Consider the following 16,230-nt stretch of genomic DNA (forward strand, 5'->3'; position numbering starts at 1 on the left):
CAGTAGTATGATAAAGGAACAACTATTAGAAAAATACAACTTAGGAGAAACTAAAAGTGTAGAATCCCTCACCCAAGGCTACGCCAATGAAAACCTAAAAGTGATCACTGGTCAGGGGGCAGTATTGTATCGGATTTGTAAACAGCAGCCACTTCATTTGTTAGAATACGAGGTGGGTTTGATGGAGGTAATGAAAAAGGCGAATATCAAAACGGCTTTTCCCATTGCAGACAAGCAGGGTGTGTATATTCAAAAAAGTGATGAGGATTTTGTGATGCTTTATGAGTTTAAAACGGGAAAAGAACCTGAATTGAATGCAGGAGTAGCGCATCAAATGGGGATGGAAGTAGGTAAGCTCAGTCAAATCCAATGGTCTGAATCCTTAGAAAAAAAGAATGCCGTCCATATCGACAATTGTCACCAGCTGGTGGCAGCATTTGTGCAAAGTAAAAACCAAATGCTGGAGGTTTTTGGATACTTCTGTGAGCAAACAGAATACCTTACAAAAAAACTTGATTCTTCATTGCCAAAAGGTATCGTACATGGCGATATCTTTCCAAACAATACCATTTTTGAAGGAGAAAACCTGACGGCCATTATAGACTTTGAAGAGGCATGCAGTGATCAGCTTATGTTTGATGTAGGCATGACCATCAATGGTTTTTGCTTTCGCAAAAACTTTTTGATTCCTGAATTGCTACAGGCGTTCTTAGCCGGCTACAATACTCAAAGGAAAATGACAGAAGCAGAATGGCTGGCCTTACCCATTTACATGCAATGGGGCAGCCATGGTATGCTGAGCTGGCACTTGCGAAATGAGCTGATCAATGTACCCAATCAGACACAATATGAACGCGTTTTGGAATTGATGCAACGTACCCAGTGGATGAGATCAAACGAAAAGGAAATAATGGACATGGTTTGCTAACCACAAGAAGACTGCTATGAAATTAGAAAACAATACATACAACATTCAGGGAATTAAGATAGATGAGCTAGCACGTGAATTTGGTACGCCATTGTACGTGTATGATGCGAGTGTGATTCAGGAGCACTTGGATCGCTTTAGGGCTGGTTTTAGTAGTGTAGATCTCAAAGTGAAATATGCCTGTAAGGCCCTCACGAACATGAGTATAATGAAATATCTACTCAAACAAGGGACTGGTCTTGATACAGTTTCACTAGCCGAAATTCAGATGGGAATGACCGTGGGCTTTGAACCTAATGACATGGTATTTACACCCAATTGTGTTGATTTTTCGGAAATCATAGAAGCGGTAGAACTGGGGGTGAAAATCAACATAGAGAATCTTTCCAATCTTGAGAAGTTCGGAAAAAAATATGGTGGAAGTGTGCCAGTCTGTATCAGACTCAATCCACAAATCGCAGCACAGTCCAACAACGAAAAGGTAGACTGGTGGCACAAACAATCTAAGTTTGGTATTTCACTGGATCAAATCGAAAACGTGAAAGCATTGGAAGCAAAATATGGTTTGACGATTGATGGCATACACATTCATTCTAGCTCGGTCATTATGAGTCCAGAGATTTTTATCAATGGAGCAAAAGCTGTTTTCGACATTGCCATGCAGTTTGAGCAACTCGATTTCATCGATTTTGGTGGTGGAATCAAAGTAGATGTGGGCGATGGCAATGAAGTGATAGATGTGCTAGAACTGGGCAAACAACTCGATGTAGAGTTTTCATCGTTCTGCAAAAAATATGGACGAAGGCTCCAACTCTGGTTTGAACCTGGGCGATTTTTAGTAGGCAACGCGGGTTCACTTATCACAACATGTGTTTTGCGCAAACGCAATGGCGGAACGGAGTTCATAGGGGTAGACAGTGGTTTTAACCAACTCATTCGCCCGATGATGTATGGCGCTTATCACGAGATAGTAAATGCATCTAAACCTAATGGATCACAGCAGAAATACACAGTAGTCGGAAACATCTGCGAGATCGACAACTTTGCCGTTGACAGAATGCTTCCAGAGACCCAAGAGGGCGATTTGGTTGTGCTCAAAAGTGCTGGTGCTTATGGGTACAGCATGGCGTCTAATTACAACTCTAGATTTAGGCCAGCAGAGGTATTTATAGTAGGAGGTGAAGCTCATCTCGTTAGAAAGCGCGACAGTTATGAGGATTTGGTAAGAAACCAAATTGTAATTGACTAGTTTTTTCTCTCATACGATCTGATAGGAAAGGATTATTTTATTAAACGTAATAAATACATTTAATAAAATAATCCTTTATCTTACCTGTTAGTCTAATAGGGTAGGAGTAGACGTATCGTTTTTTTAGGTTGGAATGTGTTCAAATTTTAGCTTCAATTTTGAAATAAGCTCAATTTTCATGAGTTTAGCCATCCCCCCAGAACAATTGAAATAAATCTCCCCCCAATTTGAAATATATCTAATCCCATTGCCGGGGTGAATTGGCAAATATTGCGTTGTGTTTAAAATTCTGAAACATCAATTAGGAAAGTATAATGCTGTGCGATTGATTAATGGCTTGACTGAGGAATATTTGGAAGTGCTCCCCGATTTTGGTGCAGGACTCAATGATCTGGTGGTCAAAAATGAAAAAGATCAATTGATATCAGTAATCGACGGTTATCGCTCAGAGGCAGAAATCATTAATGACCATGATACCGCCTTCAAGGGTTCAAAATTATCACCGTTTCCTAATAGAATTCCAGATGGGGTTTATGAGTTTAATGGAAAACGGTATCAACTACCAATCAATGAGGTAGGTGCAAATAATAATTTGCACGCCTTATTACACAATCAGCCTTTTGGGATTTTAGATCAGGAAGAGACTGATACTCGTGCAGTTCTGAAATTGGGATATGACTATAAAGGAAAAGATCAGGGCTACCCTTTTGATTACTCGTTGAAGTTAACATACACCTTCAGTACAGAGGGCATTTCCATTAATACCCAAATAGAAAATTTGTCAGATACATCTATCCCTATGGGAGATGGCTGGCATCCTTATTTCAAATTCGAAGATTTGAACAAAGTGCACATGCAAATGGGATCGGCCTATCGCTTGAGTTCGAATTTTGGAAATAAACTTAACGGACAACATGGCTTTGAGCAATCAAGAGCTATTGATCAGGACACGTTGGACGATTGTTTTCGAGTGAACGGAGAAGAAAATTTTTCTATCCTATTAGAGGATAGAAATAATCGTATAGCACTTAAGATTTGGCAGGAAAGCGCTAAAAACGAATACAAATATTTTCAAATCTATACACCTCCTTCTAGACGAAGTATAGCGATAGAGCCAGTGACATGTCCTCCTAATGCATTCAATACAGAAGAGGGGCTTATCAAATTAGAACCAAAACAAGTGGTGTCAATGACATTTGGCATCAAATACAAACTACTAAATAACTAATATGAATTTTTCAACCTTAGATTTTATCATTTTTGCTGCCTACTGCGCAGTCATTCTTGGTGTGGGTTTATTCGTGTCGCGAGATAAAAAGGGACATGAAAAAAATGCTGAAGATTACTTTTTGGCAGGAAAGTCCCTTCCATGGTGGGCGATAGGTGCCTCTTTGATTGCCGCCAATATATCTGCTGAGCAATTTATAGGCATGTCTGGTTCAGGTTTTGCTCTTGGATTAGCCATAGCTTCTTACGAATGGATGGCAGCTATTACTTTGATTATAGTAGGAAAATATTTTCTTCCAATATTTATCGAAAAAGGCCTGTATACCATTCCTGAGTTTGTCGAAAAAAGATTCAGTACCAATCTTAAAACCATTCTGGCAGTATTCTGGATTGCATTATATGTATTTGTCAACTTGAGTTCTGTGTTGTATCTGGGGTCTCTGGCGCTCGAAACCATCATGGGTATCCCAATGATGTATGGCGTGATTGGATTAGGACTTTTCGCAGCTGCGTATTCGCTGTATGGCGGCCTATCTGCAGTAGCCTGGACAGATGTGATCCAAGTGGTATTCTTGGTGCTTGGAGGATTGGTCACTACGTATTTGGCACTGGATGTAGTTTCAGATGGTCAGGGCGTTATTGCTGGTTTTAATCATTTGCTTGCTGCTGCACCAGATAGTTTCCACATGATTTTGGACGAATCCAATCCTGAATTCAAAAATCTACCAGGGATCTGGGTACTAGTAGGTGGTATGTGGGTAGCCAATATCTACTACTGGGGATTCAACCAGTACATTATCCAAAGAACACTAGCGGCCAAGTCATTAGAAGAATCTCAGAAAGGGATCGCACTAGCCGCTGGTTTGAAATTAATCATTCCTTTTATTGTAGTAATCCCAGGAATTGCAGCTTATGTAATGGTCAACGATCCTGAAATCATGGCTAGATTGGGTGAAGCTGGACAACTGAACTTGCCTGGAGCAGGAGCGTCAGACAAGGCGTATCCCTGGTTGTTGCAATTGTTGCCTGTAGGGCTGAAGGGCGTAGCGTTTGCCGCCTTGACTGCGGCTGTGGTGTCTTCACTGGCTTCTATGTTGAACTCTACCTCTACCATCTTCACAATGGATATCTATAAGCAATACATCAACAAAAATGCTTCTGAAAAGCAGTTGGTGTCTACAGGTAGATTGACTGCTGGAGCGGCTTTAGTGATCGCTTGTATCATGGCTCCATTATTGGGAGGAATAGATCAGGCTTTCCAATTCATTCAAGAATATACAGGAATTGTAAGTCCAGGTATTTTGGCTGTATTTATACTGGGTCTATTTTGGAAGAAGACAACCAATAAAGCAGCTATCTGGGGCGCCATACTATCTGTACCAATTGCCATTGCTTTCAAATTCGTACCGGGTATTCCTTTCATGAATCAAATGGGATTGACGGCCCTGGGTACTATGGTGGTAATTGCTATCATTAGCCAAATGGAGAACAAAGGAGCGGACGATGACAAGGGCATTGATTTGAGTGGGGGCTTGTTCAAAACCAGCCCAACCTTCAATATTGCAGCATTTGCGATTTGTATAATTACCGCAGTGCTTTATGCCATGTTCTGGTAATTGGGAACTAAAAAGAAATGGATTGGTGAAGCCTCTCAGGATTTTTTCTGAGGGGCTTTTTTGTTGCTGAGAGTAACTGTAAAAATTTTATTAGACAATTTTTTCTAACGTTCGTATAAATAGTTCTAAATTAGAATTTATTCAAGCATGGAAAAACTAGCGCATCGCTTAGGTGATATTTTTGGGAGAGGAAGAGTATTCAAATTGATGTTTAACCTCTTTCCTGGGTTTCGTAGAACAGGAGCCCGAATGATTGAAGCGAGTGATGACTTTCACTACACTAAGATCAAATTGCCACTCAATTATAAGACTAGAAATTATGTGGGCACGATCTATGGCGGCTCTATATACAGCTGTGTAGATGGTATTTACATGGTGCAGCTGATCAATATATTAGGGAAGCACTATGTGGTTTGGGATAAGCGTGCTTCTATACGTTTCAGACGACCAGGAAATACAACGCTGTTTGCTGAGTTTTTAATCACAAAGGAATTTATCAGCCAAATCAAATCTGAAATCCAAGAACTGAGAGAAAAGGATTACGTACTAAAAGTAGATTTGGTGGACTCAGAAGGGAAGGTTTATGCAGAAGTAGAAAAGGTACTTTATATATCCACAAAGGAACATTATAAGGAAAAAAGAAGGGTTAAAAAACTGGCTGGAAAAATATGATATAGCCCCAATGGATCAATGCCATTGGGGCTATATTTTTATTTCACTACTGACTCAAGTTCTTCTACTACGTTGTCAGGGTTTTCATTTTTAAACCCAATCAACTCTAGCTTGATTCCCTTGGATTTTGCATTGATTTTAAAATCATCAATCACTTCCAATACATCCCAATGAATGTCTTTATTGCGTGTGGCATCAATGATAACATGTGAATTTTCAGGTATGAGTCCAAATGTTTTAATGAAACCAGCTTTGTTCAAAAAGCTGACATCTTCAGATAAATCTATTTTAATAGGTTCGCCTTCTTTGATCTCATTTGGATCAAAGTGATAAGGCGTCTTGAAGTTGTTCCAAAGAATGAACACCATAGCCACGGCTAGTCCAAGTCCTATGCCAGTAAGCAAATCTGTAAGTACTATGGCTACAATAGTCACTATGTAGGAGTAGAACTGTGAATGTCCAGTTTTATACATGGCCTTGAAAATAGAAGGCTTAACCAATTTATATCCAACTACCAGAAGCACAGCTGCCAAACTCGCTAAGGGGATCAAATTAAGCACATGAGGAATGGCCATCACACAGACTAAAAGCATCACACCATGGAAAAATGCTGAAGCTCTGGTCTTACCTCCAGACTGCACATTGGCAGAAGTTCTTACAATAACTTGCGTCACAGGCAAACCACCAATCAAACCAGAAATTGAATTTCCAATTCCTTGAGCAATTAGTTCTCTATTGGTTGGTGTGATGCGCCTTTCAGGATCCATTTTGTCAGCAGCCTCCACACTCAGTAGAGTTTCGATACTGGCAATAACTGCTATGGTTAGAGCGACAATATATGTTTTCTTATTGGCCAATACAGCAAAATTGGGTGAGGTGAATTGACCAAAGAAATCACTTAAATTGTCATGGACAGGAATACTGACTACGTGATCACCATGCAATGAAAAGTACTCATTTCCTTCAAACAAGAGATTCAACCCTACCCCAGTAGCTACTGCCAACAGTGGACCATTTAAAATTTTGGTAAAACTGAATTTTTTAATGAATGGCTGCTCCCACAAAATAAGAATGGCTAATCCAATGATACTGATCACCATGGCGCCAGGTGTGATGTTTTCCCAAGCATAAAAGAGCTCAGAAAATGTGTTGTGTCCATCTGACTGGATAAAGTCCATGTCGCCTTCAGGATCGGCATCATATCCAAAGGAGTGAGGAATTTGCTTCAAAATAATAATGACACCAATACCTGATAACATGCCCTTGATGACGGAGGAAGGGAGATAATATGCAAAGACACCTGTTTTGAAAACACCAAGTAGTACTTGGAAAATGCCAGCAATGACAACTGCGGCAAGGAAGTTTTCGAAGCTACCCATGTCTCCAATGGCTGTGAGTACAATGACTGCAAGTCCTGCTGCAGGCCCACTCACGCCGAGTTGTGATTTACTGATCAGGGCTACAACTATACCGCCGACTATACCTGCAATAATGCCTGAAAACAATGGCGCTCCAGACGCCAGTGCAATTCCCAAACAAAGTGGAACCGCTACTAAAAATACGACCAAACTGGCCGGCAGATCACTACCCAAGTGATCGAAAAATCCATGATTTCCTGATTTCTTCATGATGCGTAAAAGAATAGACTCATTGAGTCTGATTGAAAAATTGACTTAAAAAGCTTAGGGATAACAAGCAGACCTTAACAGTCCGAAGTCAATTGATCAGGAGGAGGAGTGATTACTGGTAGACAAAGTTCTTGAAGCAGCAATACATTTGACAAATGATTACGCCTGTCTAGGGATTCAAATAAAAGGTTATTAATGTGTGCAAAATCCTGTTGGAATTTTTCTTTTTGCTCAGTAGTTTCCTTTTTTTCTTCGTTGGATTCTTCACCGTCCATATCGGCTTCTTCCATGTTTACCGTCTGTCGTTCTTCAGAGTAGTCCGGGAAAACGGCAGAAAATACGAATGTGATCATCAGTAGCATGATCAGCGCGTTAATCGTATGAGCTGTATTTTTTTTTCGGTCCATTTTCACTTTCTCTAATAGCTGACTCTGAGAATCAAATGCTAAAATCCTGCTTTTTTTACTTATAAACAAGCAAAAGGTTTCATTTGGTCTAAAGTTGAGGTAAGTGAAGGCCAATTGAAAATGTGAATTTTTCGTGAATGCTCTTAGGAAAGAACCAATTTTCAAAAGATGTGTTATGTAAGGAAATATCAGAACAATGTATTTCGATTATAAGGACATCAAATTAAATGCACTGCTTAGGTTAACTGATAATGTAGGTTTGATTGTCGAAGATTCCAGTATGGCCAAAGGTTTGATTCATATCATTTGGAACCAAGGAGCTGAGGTCGTAAGATTTAAGGTGGATGATTCACTCATATCACTTGGTTCGAATGAGATAACTGCCGTCACTTATTTACATAGCATTGAGTTTCAACGTCCATTGCCTCAGCTTACAGTGGTTTCATTTAATCGTGAATTCTATTGTATCAAGGATCATGATCATGAAGTGTCTTGCAATGGGCTTTTGTTCATGGGGTCAAGAGATTTGCCAATCATCACATTAGACGAGAAGACAAAATCGAGCTTGGGGTCTCTGATTCAGGTATTTCAAGATGAGTTTCAAACGAGGGACAATATTCAAGGAGAGATGCTTCAGATGCTGTTGAAACGGCTCATTATCAAATGCACGCGTCTGGCACGTGAGCAAACGTTAGGTGTAGCTGTGGCCAACGAAAATTCAGAGATGATCCGAAAGTTTAATGTTTTGGTAGATGAACATTACAAGTCGTTGAAACAAGTATCTGATTATGCTGATTTGATGCACAAGTCACCTAAAACTTTGTCTAATGTGTTTAAGCTTCATGGAAGTAAATCTCCTCTGCAGATCATTCATGAAAGAATTGTCATTGAGGCCAAAAGACAATTGGTGAAAACAAATAAGAGTGCCAAGGAGATTGCTTATGATTTGGGGTTTGATGACGTATCCGTTTTCAATAAATTGTTTAAAAAATGTATGACTCAGACGCCTGTTGAATATAAAAAGCAGAAAACAGCAGATCGGGAAGAATCGACAATCATTCAGGAATAATCACCTATTACCATGTAGAGCATATCCAGTTTATAGGTTTAGAAATTAAAATTTTAAATCATAAACAAACTAAAAAATGGAAAGCTTTGAAGTGCCCGCAAGAGAAGAAGTATCAGCAAACAATCAAGCGATTTTTGATGACTTGAAAAATAAGGTTGGTTTTGTTCCAAACTTATATGCCACATACACGCACTCAGAAAATGCATTAGCTGATTATCTGACTTTGTCAGGGAGAAAGACCTCTTTGTCAGGAAAGGAAAAAGAAGTAGTAAATCTGGTAGTGAGCGAAGTAAATAATTGTAATTACTGTAAGGCCGCTCATACTGCAATTGGAAAAATGAATGGTTTTTCTGATGACGAGATTCTTGAAATTAGAAGTGGAGAAGTATCGTTTGATTCGAAATTGGACGCGTTGGCCAAATATGTAAAAAGTGCTGTTGTCAATAGAAGCAAGCCAGAACAATCGGCCATTGATGCTTTTTTCAGTGTTGGATACACGAAGGAAAATTTGGTAGATACGGTTTTACTTATTGGGGACAAGACGATTAGCAATTTCTTGCATGGATCAACACAGATTCCTGTAGACTTCCCAGCAGTTCAGGAACTTGAAGCAGCTACTTTGTAAAAAATAAGGTGAGTTGAGTAGTGAGACATCCCACAGGTTTAGGCTTGTGGGATTTTTGTTTTCACTGATAGGAGGGTTTGACAACCAATATTTCTCAAGTGAATAAGGCACATTTAGCGAAAGCGATTACTTTTGAGGCTTTAAGAAAATCTAACGAGATAGAAATCAAATCAAACATGGGTTTATTACAAGGAAAAACAGCTTTGGTGACAGGTGCTTCTAAAGGTATCGGACGTGCCATAGCGATGAAATATGCCGAACAAGGCGCTAATGTTGCATTCACTTACTTGTCTAGTGTAGAAAAAGGTGAGGCATTAGAAAAAGAATTGGAGGCCAAAGGTGTAAAAGCCAAAGGATACCGTTCGGATGCTTCAGACTATGCTGCAGCTGAGGAGCTGATCAACAACGTGGTAACTGATTTTGGGAGCTTGGATGTATTGATCAATAATGCCGGGATCACTAAGGACAACCTATTGATGAGAATGACAGTAGAAATGTGGGATGACGTGATCAACGTGAACCTGAAGTCTTGTTTCAATACCGTGAAGGCAGCTACTCGTACTTTCATGAAGCAGAAAGCTGGATCAATTATCAACATCACGTCCGTAGTAGGAGTAAAAGGAAATGCAGGACAAGCCAACTATGCTGCATCCAAAGCGGGTATTATTGGTTTTACCAAATCTGTGGCTTTAGAACTTGGGTCTAGAAATATCAGATGTAATGCTGTGGCTCCAGGGTTTATCGAAACAGATATGACTGATGCTTTGGACGAGAAGACGGTACAAGGCTGGAGAGATGCCATCCCAATGAAGCGTGGTGGGCAGCCTGAGGAAGTGGCAGACTGCTGTGTATTTTTAGGTGGAGACCAGTCGACATACATTTCGGGTCAGGTGATCCAGGTGGATGGTGCCATGTTGACTTAATAGAATTTTTTGCAGTCGGATCACCCGGCGATAGTCCGGGTGATCCGACTGTTTCAAGCGCTGCTTCTGTTACCTGCAAGCCGCATGAGATAGCCCTGATAAACAGGGCTATGACGATGGAATATATTTAATAAAGCCAACCCCCTTTTCTTTTCCCCTCCCAATCATTATCTTCATTTTTTCGTACAATCACTTTCCATCATAAGCTGATATTTTGCCAGAAATAACCTTTGAACAACCCATTTGGTATGTGCCGCTTTGCTTGCTTTTGGCTGCAGGCATTTCCTATTTGGTTTACACCAAAAAAGCGCCTTGGAATCGTGCAACCAACTGGCTGCTGAATGGATTGAGATTTCTACTGATTTTTGTATTGTTGATTTTGCTACTTAATCCATTGCTCAATCAAATGGTCAATGAAGTAGAACGGCCTTCTTTTGTCATTGCCATGGACAATTCCACGTCAATGATTCAGGGATTGGATACTGCCGTACAGCAAAAATTGGTGGCGGATGTAAGTGAACTGAAAACCAAACTAGAGGCCAAAAATTATGAGGTGTTCGTTCATACACTTGACGGTAAGCCTGCCGATATAAGTCAAATCTCATTTGACCAGAAAATCACAAATTTGGATCGCTGGCTACGGGATGTTCAGTCGAGCTATGAGGGCAAAAATCTTGGAGGTGTTTATTTGATCTCTGATGGTAAATACAACCAAGGCACATCTCCCGCTTTTTTTCCCTACAACTATCCTGTGTATGCGATTGGAGTGGGGGATACACTGCAAAAACAGGATTTGGTATTGCAAAATGTATTGTACAACAAGATTGCCTATCAAGGCAATAAGTTTCCAGTAGTGGCTGAGCTGGTCAATCATGGGTTTGCAGGCAAGGAAACTCTGCTAGAAGTCAGAGGCAATGGGAAAGTACTCGCATCGCAAAGTGTAAAGTTGAATAGCAATGAGGGACTTACCCGTGTGGAGCTAGAAGTGGATGCAGGTGAGAGTGGCATGCAGCAGTTGGATCTGAGATTGAAAGTGATGACAGGGGAGTCCGTGGCATCCAATAATTTCAGAAGGATCTTTGTGGATGTAGTAGATGGCAAACAGAAAATCCTTTTGGTAGCGCCCACACCACATCCAGATATCAAAACTTTGGCGGCTGTAATAGAAAAGAATCAAAACTATGAATTGACCACTTATATTCCTGGAATCAATGAATTGAAGGAAGATAAATACGATTTGGTTATTTCTCATCAGGCCTACAGTAGATATAAACTTGCCAATGAAACTGTGCAAAGACAAAGAGAAGCAGGGGTACCATGTTTGCTGATCTTTGGAAGTAGATCTAATATCCTGATGGCCAGCAGAACAGAAGAATTATTCACATTCAGTCAGAAGGGAGCCAAACGAGATATGGTTTTTGGTGCCTTGAATGATGATTTCGATTTGTTCTCCTTGAGGGAAGATGCACGAGAAAACTTCAGTAGTTTTCCACCAGTGAGCGTGCCTTATGGTGAAGCAACTGTGCCAGCCAATGCTAAGGTGCTTATGTATCAAAGAGTAGGAAGTATCCAGACGGACAAGCCTCTATTGTATCTAATGGAGCAGAACGGCCAAAAGTCCGCCTATCTTCTGGCGGATGGCATTTGGAAATGGCGCATGCAAGAGTTTGCAACCACAGACGCTTCGGATTCTTTTGATGATTTGTTTCTCAAGATGATTCAATATCTGAGTACCAAGGTGGATAAAAGGAAGTTTAAATTCTATCCAGAGAGCAATACTTATTTTGAAAATCAGACTGTGAAGTTCCACGCCGAAATATATAATCAGATCTATGAGCGAGTCTATGGCGAACAAGTGCAGGTGGTCGTGTCTAATGCAGATGATTTTATCAAAGAATACAACTTCACGCCAAGCTCGGCCTATTCCAGACTAGAGGCTTCCAATTTCGAACCAGGGCTTTACAATTATCAGGCAAAAGTCACCCTCAATGGTAAAAAAGAAACGGTCTATGGCAAATTCTCTGTGAAAGAACTCCAACTGGAAGAGCTAGATCAAGTGGCTGACTTCAACTTGCTCCGCCAGCTGGCCTACAATACAGAAGGTAAGTTCTACGCTGACATGCAAACACCTTCAGCTGACATCAACAACTTCCAGCTCAAAGGCATTATCCATTCTCAGGAAGACATCTTCCCCATCATCCACCTCAAATGGATTTTGTTTATTCTCCTGACTTTGGTATCAATCGAGTGGTTTACTCGGAAGTATAATGGGGGGTATTAATTTAAACTTGTTAATGAGATAAATTGAGATGAAATAGTAAATTGTTAATCTTTACCTTCAGTGTACTTTTTTTAAACTGCGATCCAAAAAGTAGTGGTGAAAAATCAACGCAAATTGGTAAAGAAGAACAGCCAGCCGAGCTTCCATCTGAATTAATTGAGACGGATACAAAAAAGATTGAAAAAAGAGAACAAGTTGAAGTTGAAAATGTATTGACAGATACAACATTCAACAGACTCTATTCATTACTGATTGAATTGAATCAAACGAATAATGATAAACTTCTCAATTCCATTAATGTTGAATTTGACAAATATCTGAATTTAGAAAGGAAGCAAATGGATACTTTTAGGTTTGATGAACGCTTTTGGAATTTTGCAGGATATCCATTTTTTAATTCATTAAAGAAGGCTAATACAGAAAACTTGAACTTCAATATTTTTGAGTTTGTTCTCAAAATCAGCCCGTATTATGATGCAACCGGAGAAGTTGAGCAAGGTCTTACTGGACTGTGGGCTGAAATTGCTTATTTGAAAACAGAAGATTTCCTGAAATATATTGAACCAATGGACTCGACCACTCGAATGAAGGTTTTGCTAGAACCGTGGTGGTGGGAAATTCCAAAGGATTCATTAATGATCAAATTGGAAGACGATCAGCTAAAACAAGATTTTCAATATGTATTTACGGTAAGCGGTTAAAATACTCAGTTAAATACCAGTTATACAGTAACATTTCTCGCCATTGTAAGTCATGTGAGAAACAATAATCCATAGTCAAGCGATTCTGCATCGTATTTCAATAGGATTTCTCACTTCACCTCCCTGTTGGTCGATTCGTTCGAAATGACAATAAAAGTTCGAACATCAATATAATGTGTCATCTCGACGACAGGAGAGATCTTAACGTCATTAAGTGAGTGAACAAAAAAAGAGCGCAGGATTCACAATCCCGCGCTCTTTTATGAAGGTAGAGTATTATTTATTCCTCTTCTTTCTTCTCCTTCTTAGAAGGAGATTTTTTCTTCTTTACCGTGATGGTTAAGACCTCGTCTTTGGCTTTGTGATCCGCTACTAAAGTTTCTCCTTCAGCTACTTCGCCTTTTAGGATTTCTTCTGCAATAGGATCTTCCAAATATTTTTGGATGGCTCTATTGAGTGGTCTTGCACCATATTGAGAGTCATAGCCCTTTTCCGATAAGAAGTCTTTGGCTTTATCCGTCAATTCAATGTTGTATCCCAAGTCGATGATTCGCTCCAGCAATTTGTCCAAAGTGATATCAATGATTTTGTGGATATGCTCTCTTTCCAGAGAATTGAAAGTAATCACATCATCCAGTCTGTTCAAGAACTCAGGACTGAAAGTCTTCTTCAAGGCACTTTGGATGGTTGATTTCATCACTTCATCCAAGTTGTTTTGTTTGTTCTTGTTCATGAAACCGATACCAGCACCAAAATCTTTCAGATCGCGTACGCCAATATTCGAAGTCATAATTATGATCGTATTTCTGAAATCTACTTTTCGTCCCAAACCATCAGTCAAGATACCATCGTCAAGCACCTGCAACAAGATGTTGAATACATCTGGGTGAGCTTTTTCGATTTCATCCAATAGTACCACACTATAAGGCTTTCTTCTAACCTTCTCAGTCAGCTGACCACCTTCTTCGTACCCTACGTACCCTGGAGGTGCTCCCACAAGTCTCGATACAGAGAATTTCTCCATATACTCACTCATGTCGATTCTTACAAGGGCATCATCTTTATCAAATAGGTACTGAGAAAGTACTTTCGCCAATTCAGTTTTACCTACACCAGTAGGGCCTAAGAATACAAATGAACCAATCGGCTTCTTCGGATCTTTCAAACCTACTCTGGTTCTTTGGATCGCTTTTGCAAGCTTGTCGATCACTTCGTCCTGACCAATGATCTTTTTCTTGAGATCATCTTTCATGCCCAGCAATTTGTTGCTCTCTTTCTGAGCGACACGCTTGGCAGGTACACCAGTCATCATGGCGATTACTTCCGCCACACTGTCTTCATCTACAGTGAATCGCTGAGATTTAGTCTCTTCTTCCCATTTCGCTTTAGCTGTTTCCAACTGCTCGATGAGCTTCTTCTCTTTGTCACGAAGCTGTGCAGCTTCTTCATATTTCTGGCTTTTCACTACCTGATTCTTTTGCACCTTGATGTCTTCAATTGACTCTTCAAGACTTACAATTTCATCAGGTACATAAATATTGTTGATATGAACCCTAGATCCAGCCTCATCCATCACGTCTATGGCCTTGTCTGGTAAAAACCTGTCGCTGATGTAACGGTCAGATAAATTCACACAAGCATCAATGGCCTCTTCTGTGTAGTTCACATTGTGATGGCTTTCGTACTTGTCTTTGATATTATTGAGGATTTGTTTGGTCTCATCCACTGTGGTGGCATCTACCATCACAATCTGGAATCTACGAGCCAAGGCGCCATCTTTTTCTATGTATTGTCTGTATTCATCCAGAGTTGTGGCTCCGATACATTGGATTTCTCCACGGGCTAAGGCTGGCTTAAACATATTGGAAGCATCCAAAGAGCCAGAAGCTCCTCCAGCCCCTACAATCGTGTGCAATTCGTCAATGAAAAGGATCACTTCAGGAGATTTTTCAATCTCGTTCATGACTGCTTTCATTCTTTCTTCGAACTGACCTCTATATTTTGTACCTGCAACCAAAGAGGCTAGGTCAAGTGTGACCACTCTTTTGCCAAATAGCACACGAGATACTTTCTTCTGAATGATACGAAGGGCCAAGCCTTCTGCGATAGCAGTTTTACCTACACCTGGTTCACCAATCAGAATTGGATTGTTTTTCTTTCTTCTGCTGAGGACTTGAGCCACACGCTCTATTTCTTTGTCTCGACCTACGATAGGATCCAACGCATCCTCCTCTGCCATTTTGGTTAAGTCACGGCCAAAATTGTCCAACACAGGCGTTCTTGACTTGTCTCCTCCTTTGGCGGATTCTTTGCTAGATGATGATCCGCCACCTGCGCCACTGCCTGATCCAAAGAGTCGGGAAGAATCTTCATCAGGCTCGTCAGTATCGGATGATCCCATAGGGTGCTCCGTTTGGTATTCGAGTAGCTCCTTTACTACGTCGTAGGCTACATCAAATTTGTCAAGAATCTGAGTGCCTATATTATCTTCATCTCTCAAAATAGAAAGCAACAAATGCTCAGTGCCAATCAAGTGACTCTTGAAAATTTTAGCTTCTAGGTAGGTGATTTTTAAAACCTTTTCTGATTGACGGGTCAGCGGAATATTGGCTAAGTTCTTCACATTGTTCGTGGCCGAACCTTTAGTAGCTTTTTCTATTGAAGCTCTGAGTTCGTCCAAAGACACGCCAAGCTTTTTTAATAAGCTCACAGCGACTCCTTCTCCTTCACGGATCATCCCCAATATCAGATGCTCAGTTCCGATATAATCATGACCCAGTCTCAACGCTTCTTCTCTGCTCAGCGAAATGACTTCCTTTACCCTATTTGAAAACTTTGCTTCCATACGCTACTTTGTGTGTAGTAAAAATAAATTTTAATCTTCTAAAATCTAAACATTAACCC

13 protein-coding genes are annotated in these 16,230 nt (G+C 40.3%); 10 read left to right on the plus strand and 3 right to left on the minus strand.

Annotation, left to right across the window (positions count from 1 at the left end; all coding sequences use genetic code 11):
- The first annotated feature begins 7 nt into the window (after positions 1–7).
- The 5 genes from B9A58_RS15920 to B9A58_RS15940 all read left to right on the plus strand — a co-directional run bounded on the left by B9A58_RS15920 (position 8) and on the right by B9A58_RS15940 (position 5,692).
- Positions 8–928, plus strand: a complete 921-nt coding sequence (locus tag B9A58_RS15920) for a homoserine kinase (protein ID WP_084373860.1) — start codon at positions 8–10, stop codon at positions 926–928.
- Positions 929–944: 16 nt separating this feature from the next.
- Entirely contained in the window at positions 945–2,177 is a 1,233-nt protein-coding gene (gene lysA, locus B9A58_RS15925; protein WP_084373861.1) for a diaminopimelate decarboxylase, read from the plus strand.
- Positions 2,178–2,454: 277 nt separating this feature from the next.
- Complete coding sequence (locus tag B9A58_RS15930) at positions 2,455–3,405, plus strand: aldose 1-epimerase (RefSeq protein ID WP_176214814.1); 951 nt, start codon at positions 2,455–2,457, stop codon at positions 3,403–3,405.
- A 1-nt stretch (position 3,406) separates the two neighbouring features.
- A complete protein-coding gene (locus B9A58_RS15935; protein WP_139793932.1) occupies positions 3,407–5,020 on the plus strand; it encodes a sodium/sugar symporter in 1,614 nt (537 codons plus the stop codon).
- 147 nt (positions 5,021–5,167) lie between these two features.
- On the plus strand, positions 5,168–5,692 hold the full coding sequence (locus B9A58_RS15940) for a DUF4442 domain-containing protein (protein ID WP_084373864.1): 525 nt from the start codon (positions 5,168–5,170) through the stop codon (positions 5,690–5,692).
- 38 nt (positions 5,693–5,730) lie between these two features.
- On the opposite strand, the gene B9A58_RS15945 is transcribed toward B9A58_RS15940, so the two are convergent.
- Positions 5,731–7,320 (minus strand): SulP family inorganic anion transporter, encoded by a 1,590-nt coding sequence (locus tag B9A58_RS15945; RefSeq protein ID WP_084373865.1) that lies wholly within the window; start codon positions 7,318–7,320, stop codon positions 5,731–5,733.
- Positions 7,321–7,394: 74 nt separating this feature from the next.
- Complete coding sequence (locus B9A58_RS15950; protein WP_139793933.1) at positions 7,395–7,727, minus strand: hypothetical protein; 333 nt, start codon at positions 7,725–7,727, stop codon at positions 7,395–7,397.
- Between the two features lie 196 nt (positions 7,728–7,923).
- Here B9A58_RS15950 and B9A58_RS15955 point away from each other — a divergent pair, with 196 nt between their 5' ends.
- The 5 genes from B9A58_RS15955 (at position 7,924) to B9A58_RS15975 (ending at position 13,326) form a co-directional block, all read left to right on the plus strand.
- On the plus strand, positions 7,924–8,796 hold the full coding sequence (locus B9A58_RS15955) for a helix-turn-helix domain-containing protein (RefSeq protein WP_084373867.1): 873 nt from the start codon (positions 7,924–7,926) through the stop codon (positions 8,794–8,796).
- A gap of 76 nt (positions 8,797–8,872) precedes the next feature.
- Positions 8,873–9,421: a carboxymuconolactone decarboxylase family protein gene (locus B9A58_RS15960; protein ID WP_084373868.1), complete on the plus strand. Its 549-nt coding sequence runs from the start codon at positions 8,873–8,875 to the stop codon at positions 9,419–9,421.
- Between the two features lie 176 nt (positions 9,422–9,597).
- Complete coding sequence (fabG, locus tag B9A58_RS15965) at positions 9,598–10,344, plus strand: 3-oxoacyl-[acyl-carrier-protein] reductase (protein WP_084374017.1); 747 nt, start codon at positions 9,598–9,600, stop codon at positions 10,342–10,344.
- A gap of 214 nt (positions 10,345–10,558) precedes the next feature.
- Positions 10,559–12,625 (plus strand): hypothetical protein, encoded by a 2,067-nt coding sequence (locus tag B9A58_RS15970; RefSeq protein WP_084373869.1) that lies wholly within the window; start codon positions 10,559–10,561, stop codon positions 12,623–12,625.
- A 41-nt stretch (positions 12,626–12,666) separates the two neighbouring features.
- Complete coding sequence (locus B9A58_RS15975; RefSeq protein WP_084373870.1) at positions 12,667–13,326, plus strand: hypothetical protein; 660 nt, start codon at positions 12,667–12,669, stop codon at positions 13,324–13,326.
- A gap of 280 nt (positions 13,327–13,606) precedes the next feature.
- Here the strand turns inward: B9A58_RS15975 and B9A58_RS15980 are convergent, their stop codons facing one another.
- Positions 13,607–16,171, minus strand: a complete 2,565-nt coding sequence (locus B9A58_RS15980) for an ATP-dependent Clp protease ATP-binding subunit (protein WP_084373871.1) — start codon at positions 16,169–16,171, stop codon at positions 13,607–13,609.
- Positions 16,172–16,230 lie beyond the last annotated feature (59 nt).

Origin of the sequence: Reichenbachiella faecimaris (assembly GCF_900176375.1) — a bacterium.
Classification (GTDB): domain Bacteria; phylum Bacteroidota; class Bacteroidia; order Cytophagales; family Cyclobacteriaceae; genus Reichenbachiella; species Reichenbachiella faecimaris.